The sequence below is a fragment of the Faecalibacterium sp. An192 genome, assembly GCF_002160175.1.
Lineage (GTDB): Bacteria > Bacillota > Clostridia > Oscillospirales > Ruminococcaceae > Faecalibacterium.
Genome location: NZ_NFKB01000010.1, coordinates 55,923 through 81,900, shown reverse-complemented (window position 1 = coordinate 81,900; position 25,978 = coordinate 55,923). Strand labels below are relative to the sequence as shown.

Sequence of the window (25,978 nt, the reverse complement as noted above, 5' to 3'; positions counted from 1 at the left end):
GTGAGAGCCGGCCCTCGCAGAGGGACCCTATCTTTCGTGACGCAAAAGTTCTTTTGTTTTGGTGCGATCAACAACAGAAGGAATATTGGTTAGACATTCCCCTTTGTCGTCACATCGGATGGGTGTATACCCGGGCGGTCAGGCGGTCTCACACCCAACGCCTCTTATATCACGCCCGGCCATGGTGCTGCCGGGGTGTTATAAGTAATTTTTCTCTTAGCTCTTAGCGCTCCAGAGTCTTCTTGGCTGCAGTCCGAGTGATAGTACCAGCCACATAGTAGGTCACATGGCCAGCAATATCGGTGGAAGAAGCCATCACGATGGTGCCTTCGTAGCTGCAAGCATAATACTTAGTGCCAGCCTTGTCGCTGTCATTCAGGGTGTTCTTCTTCAGATCCTCAACGATCTCATTTACTACCTTGCCAGCCATCTTGGCAGCAGCAGTCTCGTTCAGAGCATCGCGAACCTCTCTAACCACCAGCATAGTCTCGACAACTTCATCAGGCGAAGTGTCAGTTGCTTTCAGAGTGGGGAGCTGTGCGACAACATTTGCACCAGTCAGCATCCGGATGCCGTCAAAATCAACCGCCTTCAGCTCGATTGCATCCTGCAGAGCAGACAGCAGCTTAGCATCGGAAGTAAAAGTAACCTTAACCTTGTTGGCAGGATCCTGTGCATCATTGGCAGCGTCAACAATGATGGTGCTGTTACTGGGCTCAACAACAGTACCGTTGTTATTGCTGTTGCTATTGTCACCACAGCCAGCCAGCATGCTGACTGCCATCAGGCCAGCCAGAACCAGAGAAGCAATCTTCTTGAGTTTCATAGTGAATGTATCCTCCTTAATGGATATCGTATCAAAACCAGGCTAAATCCAAGCGCTATTTTGTGAAGCACAGAATAAATTAAGCTTCCAGCTTCTTCTCAGCAGCAGTCTGAGTGACGGTAAATGCTGCATAGTACTCGGTGTTGCCTTCGCCGCTCTTCACAGAAGTCATGGCAACAGTACCAGTGTAGCTGTAATCGTAGTATTTACCACCAACCTGGGTGTTGCCCTTCTCATAGCTGGTCTCGGGCAGCTTGGCAGCCACATGCTCATCAAAAGCCTTAGCAAAGCTCATCACAGCAGCTTCTTCAGTCCAAGCATTATTGGAACCCACATAAACGACAAAGAGCTTGGTGACACTCTTGCCATCGGTAGTATTGTTTTTTGCAGCAAACGCGCTTGCCACATTCGAAGCTACGCCCTGCTCTACACCGTTGAGCTTGTAAAGCTGTTCTGCAACTTCATTAGACGTATCGTTGCCCCGATAGCCAACTTGCTTTACTGCCTTGGCCAGGTCAGCGCTCAGAGTGGAATCAGCAGTAACGGTAACCTTGACATCGTTGTTGCTGTTCTGCTCATCATTGAAAGCAGAGACAATGGAAGAAGAGGTGCCGGGCTCCACAACAGTGCCGTTGCCATTGCTGCTGTTGTCACCACAGCCAGCCAGCATGCTGACAGCCATCAAGCCAGCCAGTGCCAGAGAAGCAATCTTCTTGAGTTTCATAATGAATTTTTCCTCCTTATGGTGTATAAAAGATAGAGACCCAAAACAGGTTCAAAGGAAGGTCCTTTCCTTTGTGTGCCTATAATAACATACCCCCCCCCCGGTGTCAAGACCCAATTTCAAGATTTTCCATTTTTGCTTAATTTTATATAGTTTGGGAATGTCCATCTTGGATACAAGCCGTTTTGAGGACGGGAGAGGCGGAGGAAATTTCCCCGGTTCTGCCCTCGGATTCAAAAATTTGTGGCGGTGGACGAGCAAAAATCCATGTCACCCCGAACGGCAGAGAAATAGCCAAAACCACACTTTAAAATAAAAATCCCCGCCCCTGTGATGAACAGGAACGGGGATTCTGGTTTTATTGGGTCCTTCTGTGCGTTTTCATCTGTAGGGCCTGGCAGATCGCCGGACTCACCGGGGCGCAGCCCGGGAACCTTCTAAAGCGGCTGAAACACTTTCCTCTTGCGGTGCCCTGCATTTTCAGCGCATCAAGGATGATGCTTGAAAATGCAGACCGCTGCGCCACTCACGGCTCCCTGTTTCATCCACTGGATGCGGTCGCCGTTCGTGCCTCTTGCGCTTAGCCGGTTTTTGCGGCGCGCCACGGCGGGCGCTTGCAAAAATCGGAGTGCGGCTCCGCCTCGGCTACGCAGCCAACTACAGCTCCCTGCTTCGTCCACTGGACACGGTTATCGCCGTGCCTTGCATCGTATCGTGCCGCAGGCACAAACGTCAGGAATGAGCCGGAGCATAACGGCCCCGCGGAAGTGTCGGAGACCCGGAAAGTGTATGGTACACAGTGAAAAGCTTTTTGCCTACTTTTTCTCGAAAAAGTAGGTTAGAAGGGGGCGATGTCCGTTTCGGTAATGGCGGTGGCGGGCAGGGTGCGGGTGTCCTGGTTCTCCGAGAGGGTCAGCTTGCCTTCCCGCAGAAGGGTGACCGCCTTGTCGTGGCTGGCTGCGTTCCAGTTGTTGCCCAGGATCTTCCAGTTGTTGTTCACATGAGGCTCAATGACGCCGCCCTTGACGGTCTGGATGTACTCGCCCAGCAGCTCGCGGATGCCGCCCACGTCGCCGCGGACGTCCATCTCCAGCAGCTGCGGCATGGCGTCGCCGGGAGCGAAGATGTCCGCCGCCATCAGCAGCTGGGTGGTGGCGCGGTAGTTGTTCACCGCAATCACAAAGCTGTCGCTGTCCTGCACCGGACGTCCATCGGGCCAGGTCAGATTCTTGATCCGGTTGCCGGGCTCCTGGGAAATGTCGATCTCATAGTTGACGCCCTCAAAGGCATCGTACAGATAATACCGGGTGGAGGGATCAAAGGCGATGGTCACATCGCCCGGCTGCCAGGTCTTGAAGAAGGCCGCCGACCACTCCATGTAATCCCGCAGCTGGGCGCCGTTCATCTGCAGCTTGTACAGGGTGTTCTCGTAGGTGTAAATGCTGGTCAGGTCGCACTTGCGGATGGTGCCTTCCTTCATCTGGCTGGTCATGGAGGTGAGGGCCGTGGCCGAAACCTGGGCGCCGGTATAGTACATCTGCACCTCGTTGATGAAGTCCAGCAGGGCGGTATCCATCACCATAGGGGAGGGGATGTTGTCGATCTCGTTGTCGGGAGCCATATTGCCGCCCCGCAGCTCGCCGATGGGGATGACTGCGTCTGCCTTGGCCCGCTCATCGTAGGGGGCCAGCAGGGCCACCAGCTCGGGGTCTGCCTCATAATTCTTGATCTGCAGGCTCTCGGAACTGCGGCCCACCACCTTCCAGCTGCCGTCCCACTGGCGCTGCAGTTTCAGGTGAATGTCCGACAGGGTGGCGCCGGCGCTCTTGTTCTCGATCACCAGGACGCCGTTGATCTCCTGGCCGGGGATTTCCTTGTGGCCGTGGGCCGCGATGATGGCGTCAAACTCGGGGCAGGCGTTGGCCAGGTCGGTGACGCCCGAGCCGGCTACGCCGTACTCGTTCTCGGTGTCCATATGCATGACGCCGATCAGCACGTCCACCTTGTCCTTGATCTGGTCCACGATCTTGCGGCACTCGTCCACCGGGTTGGTGACGGTCCAGCCCGACAGGTTCACTGCATCCCAGCGGGTGATGTTGGGGGTGACCATGCCGATCAGGCCGATCTTGACATCCTTCTTCTGGATGATGGTGTAGCCGTCGGCCAGGGCTGCGCCGTCGGGACCATACACGTTGCCGGTCAGGACCTTGGCTTTCTGCTGGCTCATGACCTTTTTGAGGGTGTCCATGCCGTAGTTGTACTCGTGGTTGCCCGGCACCCACACGTCGTAGCCGATGGCGTTCTGGGCGGCGATCATGGGGTGAACGTCATCGTTCAGGAACAGCTGGGCCGAGTTGCCCTGAATGGTGTCGCCCGCATCGATCACCAGGGTGTCCGCGGTGCGCAGCTGCTTGATGGCCGTGGCCTGCTGGGCCACGCTGCCGCTGGATTCCGCTTTGTTGGCTGCATAGTCCCAGGGATCGAATTTGCCGTGGGTGTCGCTGGAGGCCAGGATCTGCAGATCCATATTGAAGGGCCAGAAGCAGGCGGACGCCGACGGCGCAAGGCCGGTGATCGTTGCAGCGGTGGCGGTGACGCCCGCTGCGCGCATGAAGGTACGCCGGGAAATCTTATATTCTTTCATAATTTCCTCACTTCCTGGAGAACAGACCAATGACTTTTTAAAAAAGTCGAACTGCCCTAAGTATACGGCCTACAACCCAGCTTTTCAATCGGTTTTTATGCAGAAAAGCGGCGCTATTTTTTGTAAATCTTTACCAAGACTTCTTTTTACTTTACAAAAGCAAAGCAAGAAAACCGCCGTTTTTCTCAAACCGTCCGGTATCTTTCCACCCTTTATTTTTCAACCAAAAAGCCCCCGTCCTTCCGGTGAGGGAAGGCGGGGGCTTTGGGGTGCTTTTGCGGGGTGCTCAGGGCACCCGAAACGGCGGATTATTCGTTGCCGTCGGGGGCGGGGCCGTCAGCGGGCAGGGCCTTGGCCGCATTCTGGAGGGCCAGGAACTCGGCGGCGTCATCGGGCACATCGTCCAGGTCGTCGCCGCCCACATCCACCACGCGGGGCGGACGCTTGAAGAAGACATCGTACATCATGGGCACGATGTACAGGGTCATGAAGGTGGCGTAAGCCAGGCCGCCGATGATGACCACCGCCATGCTGCTCATGAGCTGGCTGGCCATATCGTCGCTGAACAGCACCATCACCATGCCCAGAATGGTGGTGAGGGCGGTCATCAGGATGGGACGCATACGGGTGCGGCCGGTGGCGATCAGGGCGGAACGGCGGTCCATGCCGCCCAGACGCAGCTGGTTGGTGTAGTCAACGAACAGAATACCGTTGTTGACGACGGTACCCATCAGGACGATGAAGCCCATCAGGCTCATGAGGCTGAGCTGCTCGCCCAGGGCCAGCAGGCCCACCATGCCGCCGGTGAAGGCCAGGGGAATGGTGAACAGAACGATGAAGGGGCTCAGCAGGCTCTGGAACTGGGCCACCATGACCAGGTAGACGAAGGGCAGCGCCATGGCCAGCCAGCGGAACATCTGGCCCATGATGTCGTTGACGTTGCTGGTCTCGCCGCTGAGGGCCACGCTGTAGCCCTCGGGCAGGCCGCCCTCGGCGCTCCACTGATCCAGGGTGTTCTGGAGCTTGCGGGCCTGAACGGTGGTGTTGTAGCCGTCCAGGGTCTCGGCGGTGACGGTGATGCAGCGGGTCTGATCCTGACGGCTGATGGAGTCGGGGGTGGTGCCGTAGGTGATCTCGGCGAACTCACGCAGGGTGTGGACCTCCGACACCTGGGTGCCGTCGGCGGCATAGTTGGTGGTGTTGAAGGTCATATCCATCAGGTTTTCCACGGTCAGGGGATCGGTGTCGTCCACAACGCGGACGGTCATGCTCTCGCCGTTGATGCTGATGGTGGTGGAATCGGTGGAGGTGGTGAGGCGGGCTGCAATGGCCTGGTAGGCCTGGGCCACCGTCAGGCCGGCGGCGCGGGCCTTGTCCTTGTCGATGTGCAGCTCGATGGTCTGGTCGCCTGCGCCCATGCCGGTGGTGGCGTTGGCGAAGCCCTTGGTGTTGTTGACCATCTCGATGACCTCCTCGCTCAGGCTCTGGAGGGTATCGAAGTCGTTGCCGTAGATGGTCACCGACAGGCCGCTGCCCAGCATGCTGGACAGTTCCGAGATGCCGTCGATGGTGACGGTGCTGGTGCAGTCAAACTGGGTCATGGCTTCTTCCAGAGCCGCGCCCACCCGCTCTGCGTCGGAGGCGCTGGCGCCGGCTTCCAGCTTGATGTTATAGGCATAGGTGCCGTAGCCGGTGGAAGTGGTGGACAGCAGGTTGCTGATGGTACTGCCCAGCATGCCGATGTCGATGCCGTAGATGGTGGTATCGGTGGTGACGCCCACCTCCGCCACCTGGTCCAGGCCCATGGCGGTCTCCAGAATCTGGCCCGCCATCTCATAGGACTCCTCGCGGGTCATATCGCTGGGGGTGGTGACGCTCATGCTGATCTCGGTGCTGGAGACGGTGGGCAGCATAACCATGCCCATCAGGGCCACCCGCCAGACGCAGAAGGCGAACAGGACCACCACCACGCCCATGGGCGCGGCCTTGTGGTTCAGGCACCACTCCAGGCTGGCGGCGTACTTCTCCTGCACCCGCTCAAACCAGGGCATGGGTTTGATGGTTGCCTGCCGCAGAATGGTGGAGGCGGAGGCCGGAACCACCGTCACAGCCACCAGCAGGGAAGCCATCAGGCAGTAGCCGATGGTCAGGCACATGGGGAGCATCAGCTCATAGGTGATCTGCTCGGTAAAGACCACCGGCAGGAACACGCAGACCGAGGTGAGGGTGGAGGAGATGATGGAGCCGAGCACCTGGCGGGTACCCTGGACGGCTGCACGGGGGGCAGGGACGCCGCGTGCCCGCAGGCGGTAAATATTCTCAATGACAACGATGGAGTTGTCCACCAGCATGCCGATGCCCAGGGACAGGCCGGCCAGGCTCATGACGTTCAGGTTGATGCCGGTGAAGTACATCAGAACGATGGCGAACAGCACCGACAGGGGAATGCTGATGCCGACCACCAGGGTGGGCTTGATGTCCTTGAGGAACAGGGCCAGGATCAGGATGGCCAGGGCGGCGCCCACAGCCATACTGGTGAGGATGCTGGAAATCAGGATGGTGATGTAGTTGCCCTGGTTGGACAGGACGTTGAAGTTCAGACCCTCATACCGTGCTTCCAGCTCGTCAAAGGTGGCCAGGCAGGCATCCGACACCGCGTTGGCGCTGGCGGAAGTGCTCTTGTAGATGTTCAGAACCACTGCCCGGTCGTTGTTCAGGCGGGTGAAGGACTCCTCGGCGTTGTCCACCACCGCCACGTCGGCCACGTCCCGCAGATAAATGTCGGCGACGCCGTCGATGTGGAGCAGCAAAGCGCCCTCCAGGTCCTCGATGCTGTCGTACTCCTCGCCCACCTTCAGCAGCCAGGAGTTATCGTCCTTGTCGTCGATATAACCCGCCGGCATCGAGAAGTTCTGGGCGTAGATCAGCTGGGACAGCACGTCGATGGTCAGCATATTGTTGACGTCGGCGTTGGCAAAAGCGCTGGCCTTGGCGGCCTCATACTCTTCCTTGTACTGGTCGTAGAGCTTCTGGCCCTCTTCCACCTGGCGCTGGGCCTCGGTGATCTGGAGGTAGGCCTCCAGCTGGGTCTGGCTCATCTCTGCGTACACCGTCTCGAACTGATCCATCAGCTCGGGCACACGGTTCAGAGAATCCAGCACGTCCTGCATGGTGCTGTACACCACGTCCAGGCTCTGCTGAATCTGCAGGGTATCCATCAGGTCGCCGGCGGTGGAGCCGTCCCCGCCGGTCTCCTGGTCCAGCCGCTGCTGCAGCTGCTGGAGGGCGATGGTCAGCTCATCGGTCAGGTCGCGGATTTTGGACACCACATCGATCAGGTCGTCGATATCCCGCAGGCCGGTGGTGGAAATTTCGTCCATGATTTCGGCCAGGCCCTCCCGGACGCTGACCAGAGCCGCCTTGATCTCAGGCTCGTTGACGAAGGCGATCAGGTTGTCGATGGCGTTCATCAGGGTCTGGACCTTGTTGCGGATTTCCACAGTGGCGTCCGACACCATGCCGGCCACCCGGTCCACCACGCCCGAGGCAAAGACGTTGCCGAAGGTATCAATGGCCTCCTGCAGCTGGGCCTTGCCGTCCGCCAGCTGGACGGCGGCGGCGTCCAGCTGTTCCTTGGCCAGGGCCAGCTGGGTGTCCACCTGCTCCAGAAGCAGGACGTTCAGCTCCTCGATCTTGTCCTCGTTGAGCTCCACCTGAATGTACTTGTTCACCAGGCCGGTGGTGGAAATGCTGGACACGCCCGACTGGCGTTCCAGTTCGGGAATGACGCTCTCCTGCAGGAAATCGCTCAGCTCGTAAATATCGGTGCCCTCCCGGCCCACGGCCACCGTCATCATCGAGCTCATGTCCATGCTCAGCTCAAAGATGGAGGGGGTCAGGCACATGTCGGGCAGACTGTCCTTGTTCTGGTCCAGGGTGTTGGACACCTTGACCAGAGCGCTGTTCATATCGGTATCGGCGCCGAAGCTCAGCTGCACAATGCTGTAGTTCTCCGCCGAAGTAGAGGAAATGCTGGACACGCCCGCAACGGTGCCCAGGGCGCTCTCCAGCACCTCGGACACTTCGCTCTCCACCTTTTCAGGGCTGGCGCCGGGATAAACCGTCACCACCATCAGGTAGGGCGTGCTGATATCGGGCAGCAGGTCGGTGCGCAGGTTGGTCACCGACACAAAGCCCATCAGGAACACGATCAGGACCGCGACCAGAACGGTGAATGGTTTTTTAACACTGTACTTTTCCATGAATCTTCCCTTTTTGACTTGCGCCCAGCGCCGCAATACCGCGGCAGCGTGGGCCGATCGTAGCTGGAATGCCGGCACGGGCGGCCAAACGCCCTGCCGGAGGGGGCATCTGTGCCCCATGCATATTTAAAAACGGACAGCCGGTCCGGTTTATTGCAGTCATATTTTACAATCTGCAAAAAGAGACCTGTTCTGCCCCGAACAAAAAATTTCCGGCGTTGCAATGCGGGTTCCCGGAGGGACCCGTCCGCGCCGGGAATCGACCCGAAAGATGGCGTCAGAGCCAGAAAACCGGGAGCCAGTGCAAAACCGGCCTGCGGCCGCCCCGCGGACGGCGCCAAAACCATTATTTTACACTATCTCCCGTCGTTATTTTGGCTGTCGATATCTGCCCTAATTATACACGAAACTACCGAGCTTGCAAGGGCCAAAATGTGATTTTTTTGAGGATGCTTTACCACTTTTTCCATTGGGTCCTTATTTTCCGATGGAAAACCCCCAAAAAATATGATATACTGTTAAGATGACAGCCTGTTGGGGCTGTCGGGGCGTGTCAAAAAACGACACGCTTTAGGGGGAACCCATTTCTGCACGCATGCGCGTGACAGAAATTCCTTGGTTGCGGTTCCCTGCTTTTGCAGCGGGCGTCGTAGTGCCCTTGCAAAAGACAGACCGCGGCCCCTGCTCCGCTTCGCCTGTTTCTGCCGCAGGCAGCGGCTCAGCTCCGCAGTCCCTAATATCCCCCTGGGGACAAAATTTGACGCAGAACCGCGCACTCAGCCTTGGGGCTGTCAATCCATTGCGCAACACAGTGAGGTTTATATACGATGAAACAGGCGATTGCCGTCCGTTTTGAAGAAAACGGAAAAGAGACCTATTTTGACCCTGCCGGGCTGGACGCCCACGCAGGGGATTATGTGATGGCCGACACCGAGCACGGCCCGGCCTGCGGCCAGGTGGCCCGGGACCCCCAGCCCACCCCCGACTATCTGCTGCCCAACCCTCTGCGGCCTTTGCTGCGGATGGCGGACAGCGTGGACATCCGCCGGATGCACCAGCGCCAGAACGAGGACAAAAAGGCCTGGCGGATCTGCCGGGAATGCATCGACCGCCACGGCCTGGAAATGAAGCTGGTCAAGGTGGAGTATGCCCCCGACCACTCCAAGGTAACCTTCTACTTCACCGCCGACGGGCGGGTGGACTTCCGCGAGCTGGTGAAAGACCTGGCCAGCACCTTCCATATGCGGATCGAACTGCGCCAGATCGGCGTCCGGGACGAGAGCAAGATGATGGGAGGCATCGGCCTGTGCGGCCAGACCTTCTGCTGCAGCCGTTTTCTGCGGGATTTCCAGCCGGTGTCCATCCGGATGGCCAAGGAACAGGGCCTGTCCCTCAACCCCACCAAAATCAGCGGCTGCTGCGGCCGTCTGATGTGCTGTCTGGGGTACGAGCAGTCGGCCTATGAGTACCTGAACAGCATCCTGCCCATGGTAGGCAGCACCGTCCGCACCCCCGACGGCACCGGCACCGTGGTGGAGACCAACCCCATCTCGGGCTATCTGCGGGTGCGTCTGGTGTCGGAAGCCCTGGCCCCCAAGTACTACAAGGCCAGCCAGTGCCAGTATATTTCGGGCGGCAAGCGGGCTCCCCGCCGCCCCGATCCCGACGACGACTACTCCGGCATGCGGGACCCCGCGCCGGTGGTGGCCAGCGCCGACGACACCGCGGATTTTGACGCGGAAGAATGAGGGTTTTGGAGAAAAGGCGGTTAGTTATCATTAACCAACCATCGTGATTTTTACCGAAAAACCCGATGTAAACTCCCCGAAAGTTAGCGGATGCTTTTGTGCATTCAGACAAAAACACATCTTTGTGTTCTGTGGGCGCACGGTTAGTCTTGCCTTTTCGGTTTGTCTTTGCTACAATCGGCACAGGAATAGACGCCCTGATTGACGGCGTTTCCTGAGAGAGGCTGGCTGCGGCCGTGCAGGAGCAAACCTCTGGGGGGTGGTTCCCCGCCACATAAGTTCTTGAGGCACGGGTCGAAAGGAGAGTTCTATTATGGCACATAAGGTTTCTGACGCATGCATCGGCTGCGGCGCTTGCGAGGGCGCTTGCCCCGTTGGCGCTGTGAAGGTTGAGGACGGCGTGGCTGTCGTCGACGCTGGCGCTTGCATCGACTGCGGCGCTTGCGAGGGCGCTTGCCCCACCGGCGCTATCACCGCTGAATAAGCGGTTTCGCCACAAAGCAGACCAAAGCGGCGGGCCCGAGAGGGTCCGCCGTTTTTCCGTTTTGATCCGCCGGGCCGTCCCGGCGCCCTTTTGACCGTCCCGCCGCCGCTTTGCCCCAAAGGAAACTACGCCAGACTATGGAACATTCAACGGAAATTTTGTATAATAAGACCAGCATCTACTGCACTCCGGTCCACCGGTTCGGCACCGACGCGCTGCTGCTGGCCCGTTTCGCCCTGCCGGGGCGGAACCAGCGGGCCGCCGATCTGTGTTCGGGCTGCGGGGTGGTGGCGCTGGAGTGGCACGACAAGGGCCACCGGGGCCCCTGTCTGGCCCTGGAGATCCAGCCCGAGGCCAGCGCCCTGCTGGCCCAGGCGGCCGCCGACCAGGGCCTGGACCACATCCGCCCGGTCTGCGCCGATCTGCGGCTCTGGCAGCCGGGCCCCGAGGAGGCTGGCCGGTACGATCTGGCCGCCTGCAACCCGCCCTATTTCACCGCCGGGCCCGCCAGCCCCGACCCCGCCCGGGCCGCCGCCCGCCATGAGGGCAGCTGCACCCTGGCGGATGTCTGCGACTGCGCCTTTCGGCTGCTGCGGGACGGGGGCAAGCTGACCCTTTGCCATCGGCCGGAACGTCTGGCCGAGGTATTGGCCACCCTGCGGGAACACCGGCTGGAGCCCAAGCGCCTGGCCTTTGTCCGCAGCCGTCCCGGGGCGGAGCCCTGGCTGTTCCTGGTGGAAGGCCAGAAAAACCGCCGCACCGGGCTGCGCCTGGAACCCGACGTCCTCATCAGCGCCGGGGCTGCCCTCTACGGCAGCGGCCACCCGGGCTGAGGCAGCAGAATACAGCTACAGCTTCAGTTACAGCTACAGTTACAGTTACAGTGTTATCACGTTTTGAAAACCACTGGTTTTGCCCCCGAAAATGCCCGGCCCCAGGCCAAAGCCGCCGGGAAACCTGTGGTTTTCACCTTTTCTTTTGTGGGAGGACCCTATGGCCGGAACACTCTATATCGTTGCCACCCCCATCGGCAACCTGGACGACATGACCCCGCGGGCCGCCGCGGCCTTCGGCGCCACCGACTTTGTGGCCGCCGAGGACACCCGCGTCACCATGCGGCTGCTCAACCATCTGGGCCTGAAAAAGCCCATGGTCAGCTATCACGAGCACGCCCTGAACCGGGGCGAGGGGATTCTCCGCCGGATCGAGGCGGGGGAGACCTGTGCCCTCTGCTCCGACGCCGGCATGCCCTGCATCTCGGACCCGGGCGAGGTCATTGTCCGGGACGCGCTGGCCCGGGGCATCACCGTCACCCCTGTGCCGGGGGCGTCGGCCTGCGTCACCGCCCTGGCGGTCTCGGGCCAGGACACCTCCCGGTGGGTATTCGAGGGCTTTCTGCCCGCCGAGCGCCGTCTGCGCCGCAAGCGCCTGGCCGCTCTGGACGGGGAAATGCGCACCATCATCTTTTATGAGGCGCCCCACCGGCTGCGGGGCACGCTGGACGAGCTGTCCGCCGCCTTTGGCGGGGACCGCAGCATCACCCTCTGCCGGGAGCTGACCAAGCTCCACGAGGAAATCTGGAAAACCACCCTGGCGGAGGCCGCCGCCCATTACGCCCAGGCCGAGCCCCGGGGCGAATACGTCCTGGTGATGGCGGGCGCCCCCGAGGCCAGTTCTGCCGACGTCCCCACCCCCGAGGAGGCCGCCGCCCATGCCCTGGCCCTGATGCGGGAGGAGGGCTTGTCCCCCTCGGCCGCGGCCAAAGCCGCCGCCCAGGACACCCCCTATGGGAAAAGCGAGATCTACAAGCTGCTGTTGACCCTGCAGGAGCAGGACGGCGGCGCAGAATAAAGGAGCATCATCTTCATGACAAAGCTTTTGATCCTGAGCGACAGCCACGGCAGCCCCGAAGCCGTCCGCCGCATTCTCACCGCGGAAAGCGATGCCGACGCCGTCATCTTTCTGGGGGACGGCCTCCACGACCTGGAAAAGGCCCTGACCGCCGTTCCCAAGATGCGGGTGTATTCGGTGGCAGGCAACTGCGATTTCGGCGCGCTGGAGCCCCTGGACGGCCTGGCCGCCTTTGACAGCGTGGTGCTGTTCTATACCCACGGGCATATGTACGGCGTCAAGTACGACCTGGACACTCTGGCCGAGGCCGCCGCAGCCCGCGGCGCCGAAGTGGCCCTCTTTGGCCACACCCACATTCCTCTGGCCGAGCAGCGGGGCACCGTCCTGCTGTTCAACCCGGGGTCCTGCGGGCGGTGTTATGTGGGCCCCGACACCTACGGCGTCATGACCCTGGCCGACGGCCAGGTGGTCCGGGCCGAACACAAGGAGGTGCCCAAGCGGTGAGCATCAACGAGGTCCGCTTTGTCCCTGAATGCGACAGCACCAACAGCTACGCCAAGGAACACATCGAGGAATTCGGCCCGGTGGCGGCGGTGTATTCCACCAGCCAGACCGCCGGCCGGGGCCGCCGGGGCCATACCTGGGTCAATGCCGCCGGCCTGGCCCTCTACTATACTGTCATCATCAAGGTGCCGGTGGTCCAGCCCGAGACCCTGCCCCTGCTGTCCAGCCTGGCCGTCCGCAAGCAGCTGTCCCTCCGCTATGGCGTGGACTGCGCCATCAAGTGGCCCAACGACCTGCTGCTGGGCGGCAAAAAGCTGGTGGGCATCCTCTGCGAGTCGGTGCCCTACGGCACCAATCAGGAAGGCCGGGCCTATCTGTGCGGCATCGGCATCAACCTGGCCCAGCCCCAGAGCTATTTTGACGCCGCCGGGCTGCCCTACGGCACCTCTCTGCTGCTGCAGGGGGCCAAGGTAGACCTGGAAAACGATCCCTCCTGGCTGGCCGAAGGCCTCACTGATTTCGGCTTTGACCGGGAGCTGTACACCTTCGGTCCCGACGGCTTTGCCCCCTACCGGGAGGAATACGCCGCCGCCTGCGTCAATCTGGGCCGCCGGGTCACCTTTGACCAGCCGGGCGGCGCCGGCGAGGGAACCGCCGTGGCCATCGACGACGACGGCCGTCTGATCGTCCGCACCGACGCCGGCCAGGAACACATTTTCACCGGGGAAGTCTCGGTGAGCGGCATCTATGGCCATGTATAAGGGCTGTATTTTATCCCATTTGTAAACCAAAGAGCCAAAAACAACCGGCCCGGCGTGCATTGCACTTCCAGGCCGGAGATATTTGCAGACGTTTGATGCAGGATCAGCGGCGGCGTCTCCGGCGTCCTCTGCGGCGGAACAGGCCGGGCCCGCCGCCGGTGAGAACGCTCAGCAGAGCCAGCACCAGCAGGATCACCAGCAGGGCCGGCAGCAGCTTGAGGGCGGCGATGCCGTCGGTGCGGAAATCCGAGACGTATTCCTGATGGGTCACCAGATCCACCGTGCCCACCTCATAGCCGTCCAGCCAGACGGTGGCGGTGCCCACCACCTGACCGTTTTTCACGGTGGCCCGGATGCTTTCGGGCAGGTCAAAGGTGTAGGTGACCTCATCGTCGGGATGGCCGTAGCCGTTCACCGCGTTGGCGGCGTACAGCTCCACCTCGGGCTGGGTCCGGCACTGGGTCAGGGGAACGGTGGTGAGCATGGTCTGGGTGTCGGTGAGCTGACGGTCCCGGAAGGTGGCAAAGGTCCAGTCCAGGATTTCGGCGCACTCCCGATAAATATTGTCCATATCCGATCCCAGCACCACCAGGCCGTAGGTGTGGCCGTCCTTCTGGGCAAAGGTCACATAGCACCGCCCTGCCAGGGTGGTGAAGCCGGTTTTCATGCCCCGGATGTAGTCCCGGTAATAGGCGTATTCCGGGTCCAGCATCAGGTTGGTGGTGGTGATCTCCCGCTCGTTGGCGTGGAGGTTGGTGGCGGGGAGGGTATAGGTCACCGTCTGGGCGATTTCCATGTAGGTCTCATTGGCGTAGCAGGCGGCCGCAATCTTGGCCAGGTCCTGGGCCGTGGAGACGTTGCCGTAGTCGTACAGGCCATGTACGCAGGTGAAATTGGTGCTGGTGCAGCCCAGCTCCGCCGCCCTGGCGTTCATCTTGGCCACAAAGGCGGTCAGGTCCCCGTTGCAGACGTCGCTGGCAATGACGCTGGCCGCGTCGTTGGCGCTGGCCACCAGAAGCCCGTACAGCAGGTCAATCCGCCGCACCGTCTCGCCGGTGCGCAGGCCGATGGTGGTGCCGTTGGCGTTCTGGATGTCGGTGAACTCCTGGGTCAGGGAGGTGGGAATGGTGATTTCCGCCTGCAGGTCCAGGCCGCTCTCCAGATACAGCAGGGCCGTCATCATTTTGGTGAGGCTGGCCACATAGCGGGACTGGTCGGCGTTCTGCTCCAGGATGGTCTTGCCGGTGTCCAGATCAAACAGATAGACCGACTCGTCGGGGTAGGTGGTCTGGATGGGCATGGGGTAGGCCGCCATGCCGGGCAGGGCCAGCCAGACGGCCAGCACCAGCACCGCCGTCAGGGCGGCAGCCCGGCGCAGCACCGGGCGGAGAAGTTTATTCATGAACAGGCCTCCTTTGGAGCGGGACAAACGCGCCATTTTTGTTTTCCTTACAAAGATACCACAAAACCAGCAAAAGAGAAAGGTGGTTTTTGACAATGTTCGCTTCTGTCTGTGGAAAAACGCCCCGGGATGAGGGCGCGGCCTTTGTGGCCGACAGCGCCGCGGTGGTGGGGGATGTGACCCTGGCCCCCGGCTCCACCGTCTGGTACGGCGCCGTACTGCGGGGGGACGAGGGTTCCATCTATGTGGGCGAAAACGCCAACGTGCAGGACAACGCCGTCCTGCACTGCGACTCCGGCACCCGGATTTATCTCCACCGGGATGTGACGGTGGGCCACGGGGCCATTGTCCACGGGGCCGAGGTGGGGGAGGGCTCCCTCATCGGGATGCACGCCACCCTGCTGAACGGCTGCAAGGTGGGCAAGGGCTGCATCATCGGGGCCGGGGCCCTGGTGCCGGAAGGCAAGGAAATCCCCGACTACTCGGTGGCGGTGGGGGTGCCCGCCCGGGTGGTGAAAGAGATCAGCCCCCAGCAGCTGGCCGCCTCCCGGGCCAACGCCGAAGCCTATGCCCGGCTGGGGGCCCAGCACGCCGCAGCCATCCTTTTACAAAACGCGAAAAATGAGGAATGATGCGGGTTTTTGCGCCTCACGAAAGGGGCTCGGACCTTTTTACAGTTTCTTCACAACTTTGTAACCATTTTCACGCAAAGACTGGGTATACTACAATCACAAGCCAGCGGGGCCGCAACCGCTGACTTGCACATGATTCCTCCTCACACCCAAAGTAATACCCCACACAGAACCCTCGTCCAGGTGTACCGCAAGCGCCTGTTCGGGGGTTCTGTGCATTTCAGGGAAAAACTGCCGGGCCGGGCGGGTCAGAACCCCGCCCCCAGGACCTGCAGCACAATTTTCACATTTACCTGGCGTTCCAGCTGTCCGATGGCCTCATCCGCCATCTGGATGGCCCGGGCCGCCTTTTGTCCCGTCAGAGGGGTCAGGCTGCTGCCCCGCAGGCCCGCCGCCCCATAGGCGCAGAAATCCCGCAGGAGGGCCGCCGCCCCCGCCTTATCCTTTTCATAGCCCGCCAGCAGCACCGAGGCGGCGTAGTTGTCCGAGGCGGCTGCCGCTTTGGCCAGGACCTCGGCGGCCTCCAGCTGTTTGCGCCGGGCCGGGTCCTGTGCCGCCGCCAGCACCGCGCCGATCCGCCCCTCAAAGAGGTCGGACAGCCGGGCGGCGGTTTTTTTGTCCACGCCCCGCTGGGCGCAGAAGGCGGCGCATTCCTTTACCGGCACCGGCGCCAGGGCAAAACTGACACACCGGCTGCGGATGGTGGGCAGCACCCCCGCCAGGGACTGGGCCGTCAAAATGAACAGCACCCCTTCGGGGGGTTCCTCCATCACCTTCAGCAGAGCGTTGGCCGACTCGCCGTTCATCCGCTCGGTGTGGTACAGCAGCACCGCCCGGCCCTCGGCCGACAGGCTGGTGTTGAAAATCTCGCTCCGCATGGCGGTGACCTGGCCCACCAGGTACCGGCCGCCGCTGCCCATCCCTTCCACCGAGATGGCTTCCCGGACCACGCCGGTCTCCACATGGCCGCTGGAGCGGTCGCCGGCCTTGGCCAGCGCCTTACAGCACTCCCCCCGCAGCAGGGCCTCGGCGGCGGGGCCTCCCGCCGGGTAGAGATAATCCGCGGCGATGCACCGGGCCGCAAACCCGGTGCCCAGCCCTTCCTCGCCGATCAGCAGCAGGCTGTGGCTCAGACGCCGGTTCTCCAGCATCCGGCCCACTTCCTGTTTCAGGGCCTCATTGCCCGCAAGACGCTCCAGCATCCGTTCCACAGCCTCCTTGTTGTGTTCCGTTTTGGTTGACTTCCTGTGAAAAGCTTACCGCCGGTTCATTCTCCGCCACTGCTCCCGGCGATACCAGGCCCGGATATTGGACCACACCACCGGCGCAAAGAACAGCGCAAAGCCCACCATGGACAGCAGATAGTTGAGCTTGCCCATCCAGCCCACCGACAAAAAGCTGAGAACCCAGATGGCTCCCGCAAAAATGCCCAGGTACTTTACCTTCAAAGGAATAAAGAAGAACAGCAGCACCTGCATGTCGGGGTAGAGGATGGCAAAGGCCAGCAGCAGCGACAGCTCCAGGCAGTAGGTGTCGGCGCTGCCGGTGACCAGGCAGGCCAGGATCGCCCCCAGCATCCCCGCCAATATATACAGATTGAACCGGAAGTCCCCCCAGGCCGCTTCCAGCGCCGACCCCACAAACCACAAAAAGTAGGCCGCAATCACAAAGTTCAAAATGCTGCCCGAGGAGAAGGGCACAAACAAAAAGGTCACCAGCCGCCAGATCTCCCCCGCAAACAGGGCCGACCGGTTCAGCATCAGATAATAGGTGATATAGCGGTTCACAAACAATTCCACCGCATAGACGACAATCTGACCGCCCACCAGGAACGCAATCAGGTTCGGAATGCAGTAGCGGCCAAATTTCCGCTCAAGTTTGGTCAACCAGTTCATAGTACGCCTCCCATTGACCTGTAGGATATGCGGCCCTGCGTCCTTTTGGACCCGGGGCCACGGTTGGCTTTTATTGTATCATGTTTGGGCGGGCCATTCAACCGGGCGGGGAGTTTTTCACTCTTTCCACCGGGTTTTCCACCGTTTTTACTGGCAGCGGGAGGAATTTTCCGCCCCTTTTCCACTCTTTCAACGGAGTTTTCAACAACTCCACTTTCCATCCGTTTATACATGAGGTAAACCACAGCCCACTTTTTCACCCCTTTGCGCCCATCATTCACCCTTCTTTTGCTGAAATTTTGTAAGTTTGACCGTCAAATTCTATTTCATTCAAAATCCGCCAAATCCTATCTTCTTCCCAGGTTTTCCGATTCGGAATAGGAAAAATCACACTTTTCAACATGGACCCCTGAACAGGAAGCTTTGGGAGACTGTGGAAAACTTCTCCCTTTTTTAACACAGACTTTTTATTTCCTAGTTAAATTATAGGATTGACACCATCTGCCTTTTCAGGTATAATTCCCTTGCGAGGTTGAAAGGCCCGTCCAGCGGGCCATACTCCCTCCAAGCAAACCAAATTCAACACGAGCCTTCTGCACCCAGAAGGCGCAGCTTCAACGAGGTGTCATTCCATGCTGGAACTCGAGCATATATCTTTTGATGTCCCGGGCGAAACAGGTCAAAAAGAGATCATCCGGGATATCTCTCTCACCATTCCCGACGGGGCATTTGTGGCCATCACCGGCCCCAACGGCGGCGGCAAGTCCACCCTGGCCAAGCTGATCGCCGGCATCGAGCAGCCCACGTCCGGCCGCATCCTCTTTGACGGAGAGGACATCACCCATATGAGCATCACCGACCGCGCCGCCCGGGGCATCAGCTATGCCTTCCAGCAGCCGGTCCGGTTCAAGGGCATCCAGGTGCTGGACCTGCTGCGGATTGCCGCAGGCAAGGACCGGCCCCTGAGCATTGGCGACGCCTGCGCCTACCTGTCCGAGGTGGGCCTGTGCGCCAAGGATTATGTCAACCGCGAGGTCAACGCCAGCCTGTCGGGCGGCGAGCTGAAGCGGATCGAGATCGCCACCGTCCTGGCCCGGGGCCAGAAGCTGTCGGTGTTTGACGAGCCGGAGGCCGGCATCGATCTGTGGAGCTTCCAGAACCTGATCCAGGTCTTTGAGCGGATGCAGCAGAAGAATACCGACGGCTCCATCGTGGTCATCTCGCACCAGGAACGCATCCTGAACATCGCCGATGAAATCGTGGTGCTGGCGGCCGGCAAGGTCACCCAGCACGGCCCCCGGGCAGAGATTCTGCCCGGCCTGCTGGGCACCACCTCCGCCGTCACCGCCTGCAGCGCACTGGAACAGGGAGGCAGAGACGCATAATGCTGGACAACATTCAGAAGCAGATTCTGGCCGAGGTGGCCGATCTGCACACCATACCCGAAGGCGCCTACAACATCCGCGCCAACGGCCAGGCCGTGGCCCGCAACTGCACGGCCAACATCGACATCACCCCCAAGGACGACGGCACCGGCATTGACATTCACATCAAGCCGGGCACCAAGCACGAGAGCGTCCACATTCCGGTGGTGCTCAGCGAGAGCGGCCTGAAGGAGACGGTCTACAACGACTTTTTCATCGGGGACGACTGCGACGTGCTGATCGTGGCGGGCTGCGGAATTGACAACTGCGGCAACCAGGATTCGGAGCACGACGGCATTCACCGGTTCTTTGTGGGCAAGAACGCCCACATCCGTTATGTAGAGAAGCACTACGGCCAGGGCGACGGCCTGGGCATGCGGATTCTCAACCCCGTCACCGAGGTGCACCTGGACGAGGGCGGCTCCATGGAGATGGAGATGGTCCAGATCAAGGGCGTGGACTCCACCAACCGCAAGACGGTGGCCGATCTGGCCGCCGGCGCCCGTCTGGTGGTCCGTGAGCGCCTGATGACCCACGGCCGCCAGGTGGCGGTCAGCGGCTACGAGGTGACCCTGAACGGCGCTGGTTCCAGCGCCGACGTGGTGTCCCGTTCGGTGGCCCGGGACCGTTCCTATCAGAAGTTCGACGCCCTCATCACCGGCAACGCACCCTGCTCGGGCCATTCCGAGTGCGACGCCATCATCATGGACCACGCCCGGGTCCTGGCCGTGCCCCAGCTGGACGCCAACGACCTGGACGCTGCCCTGATCCACGAGGCCGCCATCGGCAAGATCGCCGGCGACCAGATCACCAAGCTGCTGACCCTCGGCCTTACCGAGGAGGAAGCCGAGGAGCAGATCATCCAGGGCTTCCTGAAGTAAGGTCCGGGCCGGAAACTTTCTCTGCGGGGACCGCCGCCCCAAAAACGGCGATGCTGGGCCTTTCCTTCGCTTCTGTCCAACTTTTGACATAAAAATATAGAATTTTCAGTAAAAATGTAGTATACTGAATCTATCGCCGGCGGGCACGGCATCCGTTTGGCCCCCGGCACGGCAGGAGAGGGAATTGACTTACGCAACCCCAAGTTTGACAGAGAAGGTGGAGGATTCATGTTTCGTGGAGCAAATCGGTTTGAGCTGGATCAGATTATGGAGGTTTACGCCCGGGCCCAGGCGTTCATGGCCGAAAACGGGAACCCGACCCAGTGGGGGGATCACTACCCCTCGCGTGAACTGATCGAGGAGGACATCTTGTCCAACCGGTTGTTCGTCTGTGTCATCAACGGAGAGCTGGAAGCAGTCTTTGCCTTTGTTCTGGGCGAAGACCCTACTTATAAAGTGATCGAGGACGGAGAGTGGCTCAGCAACGGGCCCTACGGCACCCTGCACCGGCTGGCATCCGCCGGCCACCGCAGCGGCATCGCCCGTCTGGTCATCGACTGGTGTCTGGAGCACTGCGAGAGCCTGCGGGCCGACACCCACGCCGACAACAAGATCATGCAGCACGTGCTGGAGACCAACGGGTTCTCCCGCTGCGGCATCATCCATGTGGCGGACGGGTCGCCCCGCATTGCCTACCAGAAACTGGGCATCCGCCAGTCCCTGCGGGAGTGAGCGGGTCAAACCAAAGGATTTGTACACGGGGGACGGCGGGCTGCCGTCCCCTTTTTGGTGAAAAGAGGGGGAATCCTTATGAAGATCACACAGGTACGTCTGGGCCGGCTGTCGGTGCCCCTGCGGGTGCCCTTCAAGACCGCGCTGCGGACGGTGAACAGCGTCGAGGACATTGTGGTGGAGCTCCACACCGACACCGGAGCCATCGGTTACGGCGAAGCGCCCCCCACCGGCCCCATCACCGGCGACACCGCCGGGGGAATCGTGGGCGCCATCCGGGAACTGATCGCCCCGGTGATCCTGAACCAGGAAGTGGACGATTTCGAGGCCCTGACCGCCCGGGTCCAGAAGGCCGGCGTCCACAACACCAGCGCAAAAGCGGCGGTGGACATGGCCCTGTGGGACCTGTACGGCCAGCTGCATCACATTCCGGTGCACAAGCTGCTGGGCGGCGCGCGCCGCACCCTGGTGACCGACATCACCATCAGCGTCAACCCGCCCGAGGAGATGGCCCGGGATGCCCTGGACGCGGTAGCCCGGGGCTACGACTGTCTGAAAGTAAAAGTCGGAGCCGACCCGGCCCTGGACACTGCCCGGCTGGCAGCCGTCCGGAAGGCAGTAGGGGATGACGTCTGCATCCGCATCGACGCCAACCAGGCCTGGACGCCGCGGCAGGCGGTGCGCATCCTGAACGAGATGCAGGACAAGGGCCTGGCTCTGGAGCTGGTGGAGCAGCCGGTGCCGGCGGCCGACCTGGAAGGTCTGGCCTACGTCACCCGGAACAGCTGGGTGCCGGTGATGGCGGACGAGAGCGTATTCTCCCCGGCAGACGCCATGAAGATTTTCCAGAACCGCGCAGCAGACTACATCAACATCAAGCTGATGAAATGCGGCGGCATCACCAACGCCCTGCGGATTGCCGCAGCGGCGGAAGTCTACGGAGTCGAGTGCATGATCGGCTGCATGCTGGAGGCGAAAATCGCCGTCAACGCCGCCGTAGAGCTGGCCTGTGCCCGGAGCATCATCACCCGGGTGGATCTGGACGGCCCGGTCCTGTGCAGCGTGGATCCCATCCAGGGCGGCGCACGTTTCGACGAACGCCTCATCACCGTCTCGGACGATCCCGGCCTCGGCATCCACGGCATCGACCCCTCCTACTTTTTCGAGAAAAAGTAGGCAAAAAGCTTTTCAATGTGTACCATACACTTTCCGGGTCTCCGACAGTTCCGCGGGGCCGTTTCGCCCCGGCTCGCTCGTTACGTTCGGGCTGTGCCCGGGTGCGATGCAACGCTTTACCAAACCCGGGTTCCATAATTTATTCTATGAATTGATTGGCCTGAACAGGGGAGACCGTACGCGCACATCATCCCATTCCCCGGCCCAGGTCTTTCGCCTGCACAAGCCTGCTATAAAAACAAAATCCTCGCCTCCTCTGGGGCGGGGATTTTTTCATTATACCTTATATAGTCCGCAGCCCCCATCCCCAGCAGCGGAAACGGGATCCGTTCGTGCCTCATGTACCCTTTCATCATCGTGAGGGGCGACAGCAGACCTTGCTGTCGCCCCTTATGGGTCAGCCAGCAAAGGCAGACGGGCCTGTCAACGGCGGCGCGTATGCGCCGTTCATCTTGACCGTTGACTGGCCCGTCGGGCTTTGCTATTCCTTTTCATCCCCCTTTGTCACCGGGAATCCCGCTCCCTCTTTTTCAGGAGGACATAGCTTCCCGCGGCCAGCGCCAAAAACACCACCCCAAAAAGGAAATCGTGAAAGATCCCGCTGGGATAGGGAGCAACCCATCCTTGTCTAAAAACAAGGATGGAAAGGGCTCCCGTAATCATCGAAACCGGCATAAAGGCAATGCCCATCAGGTTGAGCCAATGCACATAAAACGGCGCTTTTGCCGCCGACAGCAGCCTTCCTATAAAGTAGCCGGCCAGCCCAATCACCTGAATCATCATGGAGCCCCAGACGGTTTCCATGGTCTGTAGTTCATACCATCCGCCAAAGGCGCACAGCAATCCAATGACAATCAGCGCAGTGGATGCAATATAGAGAATTCTGCTTGCCAGCTCTCTGGTTTTTTCGTCTTTGTCGTTGGCCGCCGGTTGGATGCCTTTCAGGAGATAGTCGGTCGTCACTTCAAAAAAGTCGCTCATGGTGATGATTTTTTCCAAATCGGGCGTGCTTTGTCCGCTCTCCCATTTGGAAACCGCCTGCCTGGAAACGCCGACATGTTCCGCCAGCTCTTCCTGGGATATCCCTTTTGCTTTCCTTAAGGATTGGATTCTGTCCGCCAGGTTCATGGCCGTCTCTCCTTTCTTTTTCTGGAATCATTTTAGCAGAATATGCGGTTGCATCGCCACCACGCCGGCGTGGCAATGTGTCAACCGGCCGTTGCGCGGCCTTTCACAGGCAAAAAAGCGCAAAATACAAACCCCGATCGGTCGTTTTCCATCCGATTTCATTGTACCACCGCGAAAGCGGCGTTTCCACCTGCCCGCGCCTTTTCTTTTCCGGAACAGAGCAGGAGAGGAGACGCGGCCCCTCCCGGGCAGCGGCTTTCCTTTCATCGGCCGGGTATCCTGTCTGTGTTTGCCCCGGCCTGTATAATTCCCACCCAATGACAAATACTATCCAGCAGAACCCAACCAACAGGAAAGCGAGGAAAAGATCATGAAAGCAACCGGCATTGTGCGCCGTATTGATGAGCTGGGCCGCGTGGTCATCCCCAAGGAGATCCGCCGCACCCAGCGCATCCGCCGCGGCGATCCTCTGGAAATCTTCACCACCGGCGACGGCGAGGTCATCTTTAAAAAGTATTCCCCCATCGGCGAGCTCCACAGCACCGCCAGCCAGTACACCGACGTGCTGAACAAGAGTTTCGCCCTGACCGCTTTTGTCTCGGACCGGGACCACATCATCGCCGTCAGCGGCGCCGGCAAGCGGGAAATCGCCGACCGCAGCATCAGCCAGCCTCTGGAAAAGCTGATGGAAAGCCGCAAGCCCTACCTCAGCGAGGGCGTGCCCGAACAGGCCGTCCTCCCCTGTGAAGGCTCGGACCGGGCCATCCTCTGCGCCTGGCCCATTGTGGCCGCCGGCGACGTCACCGGCTCGGTGGGCCTTCTCACCGACGACCGCACCGAAAAACCCGACGCCGCCCACCAGAAGGCCGTCTCGGTGGCTGCCGCCTTCCTTGCCAAGCAGATGGAGGAGTGAGCTGCGCGCCCATCCTCCCCAGGCTGTGTGCCCGTCCGCCGGGTGCACAGCCTTTTTTGCTGGAGTTTATGACAGAATTGAAAACTTTTTTCCCACCCCCTTGACACCGCCGCGGATTTGCATATAATAAACTTAGCACTCAGAACAAAAGAGTGCTAAACAAACTAGCAAAAGCAAGGAGGCAGGACAGCATGGCAATGGATGAGCGCAAGCAGCGTGTGCTGCGGGCCATCGTATCCCTCTACAGCGTAGAAGGCGAGCCAGTCGGCAGCAGCGTCCTTGCCAACTACTTCGATATGGCGGTGTCAAGCGCGACACTGCGCAATGAGATGGCGGCCCTGACGCGGCTGGGACTGCTGGAGCAGCCCCACACCAGCGCAGGCCGGGTACCCAGTGCCAAGGGCTACCGGTACTATCTGGACCATCTGCTGGACGACACCCAGCCCCTGGACCGGGTCACCCGCTCCAGAGTGGACAGCGTCTTTGCCAGCCTGGACCACGAGCCCGACCGGCTGGCCCAGGGCGCCGTCAAGGCCCTGGCCCAGATGAGCGGCTACACCGCCGCCATCAGCACCCCCTGCGCCGAGGATCTGTGCGTGGCACACTTCGAGGTGGTGCAGGTGGGCCGCAGCGCTGCGGCGGTGCTGGCGGTCACTTCCGCCGGCTACGTCCGAACCCGGGTGGCCCGGGTCCGGGACGGCCTCACCCGTGAGAAGGCCGCCGAGCTGGCCGCTCTGCTGAATCACAATCTGACCTTTGTGGCGGCGGTGGACCTGTCCCGCCGGGCGCTGGCGGAACTTTGCAGCCAGATCAGCCCGTCCCTGGTGCCGGTCATCAGCGCCGCGGCGGCCATCCTGCAGGAATCCGCCACCCCCCGGGTTTATCTGGGCGGCGAGCCCTTCCTGCTCAACTGGCCCCAGCTGGAGGGCAAGGTCCAGACGGTCCTGTCCCTCCTGAACGACGAGGCCGCGGCGGCCCGCATCATTGCGGCCCCCGCCGAGAGCACCAGCGTCCTGCTGGGCGAGGACATGGAGCCCCGCATCCCGGGTCTGTCGGTGGTCAGCTGCCGGTATCTGGTGGGCGGCGGCCTGTACGGCTCGGTGGCCCTCATCGGCCCCACCCGGATGCCCTTTAGTAAAGTCATCCCGCTGCTGGAAGCCTTTGCCGACGAACTGGGCGAAGGCATGGCCGGCAAACGAAAAGATACACCCCAGGCCGCCGTACCCCGGGCAGGCCGTAAAGCATAAGGAGGCGCGCAGATGAGCGAAGAAACCAAGAAGGCCCCCGAGGCTGAGACTTCTGCATCCCAGCAGACCGATCAGCAGCCGGTGGGCGAGGAGGCAGCGGCCCAGGAAGCCGCCGCTCCCGGCGCAGAGGATACCGCCCCTGCGGCCGAAACCGACAGCTCCAAAGAGGAGCCCAAAAAGAAAGACGGCTGGTTCGGCAAAAAGAACCGGGACACCGAGGCCCTCAAGGCCAAGCTGGACGCTGTCGAGAAGGCAGCCGCCCAGGCCAAGGATCAGCTGCTGCGGGTGGCTGCCGAGTACGACAACTACCGCAAGCGTTCCACCCGGGAGGCCGACCAGAAGTTCAACGACGGCATCTCCTACGCCGTCAACCAGATCATCCCGATTCTGGACACCCTGGACATGGCCGCCAACGCCCCCTGTACCGATGAGAACTACAAGAAGGGCGTCATCATGACCCTGGATAAGGCCGCCAAAGCCTTTCAGACCCTGCGGGTGGAGGAAATCGAGGTGCTGGGCAAGCCCTTCGATCCCAACTTCATGAACGCAGTGCAGCAGGTTCCCGCCCAGGAGGGCCAGGAGAGCGGCACGGTGGTCACCGTCTACCAGAAGGGCTACAAGCTGGGCGACAAGATCGTCCGTCACGCCACCGTGGTGGTGGCCGAATAGTCTGCCGCAGCTCCCGCCCCGGCGGGAGTCCCGATAGAATCAATCCCGTAACACATTGCGATCACTGATAAACAA

At 60.8% G+C, this 25,978-nt stretch carries 22 protein-coding genes; 14 read left to right on the top strand and 8 right to left on the bottom strand.

The annotated features are described in order from the left end of the window. Positions 1–223: 223 nt before the first annotated feature. The 4 genes from B5F27_RS05160 to B5F27_RS05145 form a co-directional block, all read right to left on the bottom strand. The gene (locus B5F27_RS05160) at positions 224–826 is read right to left on the bottom strand and encodes a hypothetical protein (protein WP_087365189.1); all 603 of its coding nucleotides are present in this window, start codon (positions 824–826) and stop codon (positions 224–226) included. A gap of 79 nt (positions 827–905) precedes the next feature. Next, positions 906–1,550 carry a hypothetical protein gene (locus B5F27_RS05155; RefSeq protein ID WP_087365187.1) on the bottom strand — a complete coding sequence of 215 codons (645 nt, stop codon included), beginning with the start codon at positions 1,548–1,550 and terminating at the stop codon, positions 906–908. A gap of 838 nt (positions 1,551–2,388) precedes the next feature. Further along, complete coding sequence (locus B5F27_RS05150) at positions 2,389–4,194, bottom strand: 5'-nucleotidase C-terminal domain-containing protein (RefSeq protein ID WP_242962087.1); 1,806 nt, start codon at positions 4,192–4,194, stop codon at positions 2,389–2,391. A gap of 308 nt (positions 4,195–4,502) precedes the next feature. Beyond that, positions 4,503–8,456: an efflux RND transporter permease subunit gene (locus tag B5F27_RS05145; protein ID WP_087365185.1), complete on the bottom strand. Its 3,954-nt coding sequence runs from the start codon at positions 8,454–8,456 to the stop codon at positions 4,503–4,505. A gap of 827 nt (positions 8,457–9,283) precedes the next feature. Between B5F27_RS05145 and ricT the strand changes: the two genes are divergently transcribed. The 6 genes from ricT to B5F27_RS05115 all read left to right on the top strand — a co-directional run bounded on the left by ricT (position 9,284) and on the right by B5F27_RS05115 (position 13,804). Next, positions 9,284–10,204 carry a regulatory iron-sulfur-containing complex subunit RicT gene (gene ricT / locus B5F27_RS05140; protein ID WP_087365183.1) on the top strand — a complete coding sequence of 307 codons (921 nt, stop codon included), beginning with the start codon at positions 9,284–9,286 and terminating at the stop codon, positions 10,202–10,204. A 313-nt stretch (positions 10,205–10,517) separates the two neighbouring features. After that, positions 10,518–10,688 carry a 4Fe-4S binding protein gene (locus B5F27_RS05135; protein ID WP_087246054.1) on the top strand — a complete coding sequence of 57 codons (171 nt, stop codon included), beginning with the start codon at positions 10,518–10,520 and terminating at the stop codon, positions 10,686–10,688. Positions 10,689–10,825: 137 nt separating this feature from the next. Beyond that, on the top strand, positions 10,826–11,521 hold the full coding sequence (locus B5F27_RS05130) for a methyltransferase (protein WP_087365181.1): 696 nt from the start codon (positions 10,826–10,828) through the stop codon (positions 11,519–11,521). Between the two features lie 160 nt (positions 11,522–11,681). Next, positions 11,682–12,539, top strand: a complete 858-nt coding sequence (gene rsmI, locus B5F27_RS05125) for a 16S rRNA (cytidine(1402)-2'-O)-methyltransferase (RefSeq protein ID WP_087365179.1) — start codon at positions 11,682–11,684, stop codon at positions 12,537–12,539. Positions 12,540–12,554: 15 nt separating this feature from the next. Beyond that, positions 12,555–13,043, top strand: a complete 489-nt coding sequence (locus tag B5F27_RS05120; RefSeq protein ID WP_087365177.1) for a YfcE family phosphodiesterase — start codon at positions 12,555–12,557, stop codon at positions 13,041–13,043. Beyond that, on the top strand, positions 13,040–13,804 hold the full coding sequence (locus B5F27_RS05115; RefSeq protein WP_087246062.1) for a biotin--[acetyl-CoA-carboxylase] ligase: 765 nt from the start codon (positions 13,040–13,042) through the stop codon (positions 13,802–13,804). Before B5F27_RS05120 ends, B5F27_RS05115 begins: the two co-directional genes overlap by 4 nt. A gap of 103 nt (positions 13,805–13,907) precedes the next feature. On the opposite strand, the gene B5F27_RS05110 is transcribed toward B5F27_RS05115, so the two are convergent. Then, positions 13,908–15,206: a D-alanyl-D-alanine carboxypeptidase family protein gene (locus B5F27_RS05110; protein ID WP_087365175.1), complete on the bottom strand. Its 1,299-nt coding sequence runs from the start codon at positions 15,204–15,206 to the stop codon at positions 13,908–13,910. Between the two features lie 95 nt (positions 15,207–15,301). Between B5F27_RS05110 and B5F27_RS05105 the strand changes: the two genes are divergently transcribed. Then, on the top strand, positions 15,302–15,838 hold the full coding sequence (locus tag B5F27_RS05105) for a gamma carbonic anhydrase family protein (protein WP_087246066.1): 537 nt from the start codon (positions 15,302–15,304) through the stop codon (positions 15,836–15,838). A gap of 248 nt (positions 15,839–16,086) precedes the next feature. Here B5F27_RS05105 and B5F27_RS05100 read toward each other — a convergent pair whose 3' ends face one another. Further along, entirely contained in the window at positions 16,087–17,040 is a 954-nt protein-coding gene (locus tag B5F27_RS05100; protein ID WP_087365173.1) for a hypothetical protein, read from the bottom strand. Positions 17,041–17,094: 54 nt separating this feature from the next. Next, a complete protein-coding gene (locus B5F27_RS05095; protein WP_087365171.1) occupies positions 17,095–17,733 on the bottom strand; it encodes a rhomboid family intramembrane serine protease in 639 nt (212 codons plus the stop codon). Positions 17,734–18,365: 632 nt separating this feature from the next. Between B5F27_RS05095 and B5F27_RS05090 the strand changes: the two genes are divergently transcribed. The 4 genes from B5F27_RS05090 to B5F27_RS05075 all read left to right on the top strand — a co-directional run bounded on the left by B5F27_RS05090 (position 18,366) and on the right by B5F27_RS05075 (position 21,946). Further along, a complete protein-coding gene (locus B5F27_RS05090) occupies positions 18,366–19,118 on the top strand; it encodes an ATP-binding cassette domain-containing protein (RefSeq protein WP_087246072.1) in 753 nt (250 codons plus the stop codon). After that, on the top strand, positions 19,118–20,038 hold the full coding sequence (locus B5F27_RS05085; protein WP_087246074.1) for a SufD family Fe-S cluster assembly protein: 921 nt from the start codon (positions 19,118–19,120) through the stop codon (positions 20,036–20,038). Before B5F27_RS05090 ends, B5F27_RS05085 begins: the two co-directional genes overlap by 1 nt. A gap of 228 nt (positions 20,039–20,266) precedes the next feature. Further along, positions 20,267–20,770: a GNAT family protein gene (locus B5F27_RS05080; RefSeq protein WP_087246075.1), complete on the top strand. Its 504-nt coding sequence runs from the start codon at positions 20,267–20,269 to the stop codon at positions 20,768–20,770. A 78-nt stretch (positions 20,771–20,848) separates the two neighbouring features. After that, positions 20,849–21,946, top strand: a complete 1,098-nt coding sequence (locus B5F27_RS05075; RefSeq protein ID WP_087365169.1) for a dipeptide epimerase — start codon at positions 20,849–20,851, stop codon at positions 21,944–21,946. Between the two features lie 504 nt (positions 21,947–22,450). Here B5F27_RS05075 and B5F27_RS05070 read toward each other — a convergent pair. Then, positions 22,451–23,074 (bottom strand): helix-turn-helix transcriptional regulator, encoded by a 624-nt coding sequence (locus tag B5F27_RS05070; RefSeq protein WP_087365167.1) that lies wholly within the window; start codon positions 23,072–23,074, stop codon positions 22,451–22,453. 370 nt (positions 23,075–23,444) lie between these two features. Between B5F27_RS05070 and B5F27_RS05065 the strand changes: the two genes are divergently transcribed. The 3 genes from B5F27_RS05065 (at position 23,445) to B5F27_RS05055 (ending at position 25,903) form a co-directional block, all read left to right on the top strand. Further along, positions 23,445–23,987: a stage V sporulation T C-terminal domain-containing protein gene (locus B5F27_RS05065; protein WP_087246081.1), complete on the top strand. Its 543-nt coding sequence runs from the start codon at positions 23,445–23,447 to the stop codon at positions 23,985–23,987. A 191-nt stretch (positions 23,988–24,178) separates the two neighbouring features. After that, on the top strand, positions 24,179–25,234 hold the full coding sequence (gene hrcA / locus B5F27_RS05060; RefSeq protein ID WP_087365165.1) for a heat-inducible transcriptional repressor HrcA: 1,056 nt from the start codon (positions 24,179–24,181) through the stop codon (positions 25,232–25,234). Between the two features lie 12 nt (positions 25,235–25,246). Next, positions 25,247–25,903, top strand: a complete 657-nt coding sequence (locus tag B5F27_RS05055; RefSeq protein WP_087365163.1) for a nucleotide exchange factor GrpE — start codon at positions 25,247–25,249, stop codon at positions 25,901–25,903. Positions 25,904–25,978 lie beyond the last annotated feature (75 nt).

Excerpts from the sequence above, each read along its gene's own strand:
- B5F27_RS05075 (WP_087365169.1), top strand. The coding sequence starts at position 20,849 with ATGAAGATCACACAGGTACGTCTGGGCCGGCTGTCGGTGCCCCTGCGG.
- ricT (WP_087365183.1), top strand. The coding sequence starts at position 9,284 with ATGAAACAGGCGATTGCCGTCCGTTTTGAAGAAAACGGAAAAGAGACC.
- hrcA (WP_087365165.1), top strand. The coding sequence starts at position 24,179 with ATGGCAATGGATGAGCGCAAGCAGCGTGTGCTGCGGGCCATCGTATCC.
- B5F27_RS05120 (WP_087365177.1), top strand. The coding sequence starts at position 12,555 with ATGACAAAGCTTTTGATCCTGAGCGACAGCCACGGCAGCCCCGAAGCC.
- B5F27_RS05080 (WP_087246075.1), top strand. The coding sequence starts at position 20,267 with ATGTTTCGTGGAGCAAATCGGTTTGAGCTGGATCAGATTATGGAGGTT.
- B5F27_RS05155 (WP_087365187.1), bottom strand. The coding sequence starts at position 1,550 with ATGAAACTCAAGAAGATTGCTTCTCTGGCACTGGCTGGCTTGATGGCT.
- B5F27_RS05070 (WP_087365167.1), bottom strand. The coding sequence starts at position 23,074 with ATGAACCTGGCGGACAGAATCCAATCCTTAAGGAAAGCAAAAGGGATA.
- B5F27_RS05110 (WP_087365175.1), bottom strand. The coding sequence starts at position 15,206 with ATGAATAAACTTCTCCGCCCGGTGCTGCGCCGGGCTGCCGCCCTGACG.
- B5F27_RS05090 (WP_087246072.1), top strand. The coding sequence starts at position 18,366 with ATGCTGGAACTCGAGCATATATCTTTTGATGTCCCGGGCGAAACAGGT.
- B5F27_RS05135 (WP_087246054.1), top strand. The coding sequence starts at position 10,518 with ATGGCACATAAGGTTTCTGACGCATGCATCGGCTGCGGCGCTTGCGAG.
- B5F27_RS05105 (WP_087246066.1), top strand. The coding sequence starts at position 15,302 with ATGTTCGCTTCTGTCTGTGGAAAAACGCCCCGGGATGAGGGCGCGGCC.
- B5F27_RS05160 (WP_087365189.1), bottom strand. The coding sequence starts at position 826 with ATGAAACTCAAGAAGATTGCTTCTCTGGTTCTGGCTGGCCTGATGGCA.
- B5F27_RS05085 (WP_087246074.1), top strand. The coding sequence starts at position 19,118 with ATGCTGGACAACATTCAGAAGCAGATTCTGGCCGAGGTGGCCGATCTG.
- B5F27_RS05100 (WP_087365173.1), bottom strand. The coding sequence starts at position 17,040 with ATGCTGGAGCGTCTTGCGGGCAATGAGGCCCTGAAACAGGAAGTGGGC.
- B5F27_RS05150 (WP_242962087.1), bottom strand. The coding sequence starts at position 4,194 with ATGAAAGAATATAAGATTTCCCGGCGTACCTTCATGCGCGCAGCGGGC.
- B5F27_RS05130 (WP_087365181.1), top strand. The coding sequence starts at position 10,826 with ATGGAACATTCAACGGAAATTTTGTATAATAAGACCAGCATCTACTGC.
- B5F27_RS05055 (WP_087365163.1), top strand. The coding sequence starts at position 25,247 with ATGAGCGAAGAAACCAAGAAGGCCCCCGAGGCTGAGACTTCTGCATCC.
- B5F27_RS05095 (WP_087365171.1), bottom strand. The coding sequence starts at position 17,733 with ATGAACTGGTTGACCAAACTTGAGCGGAAATTTGGCCGCTACTGCATT.
- B5F27_RS05145 (WP_087365185.1), bottom strand. The coding sequence starts at position 8,456 with ATGGAAAAGTACAGTGTTAAAAAACCATTCACCGTTCTGGTCGCGGTC.
- rsmI (WP_087365179.1), top strand. The coding sequence starts at position 11,682 with ATGGCCGGAACACTCTATATCGTTGCCACCCCCATCGGCAACCTGGAC.
- B5F27_RS05065 (WP_087246081.1), top strand. The coding sequence starts at position 23,445 with ATGAAAGCAACCGGCATTGTGCGCCGTATTGATGAGCTGGGCCGCGTG.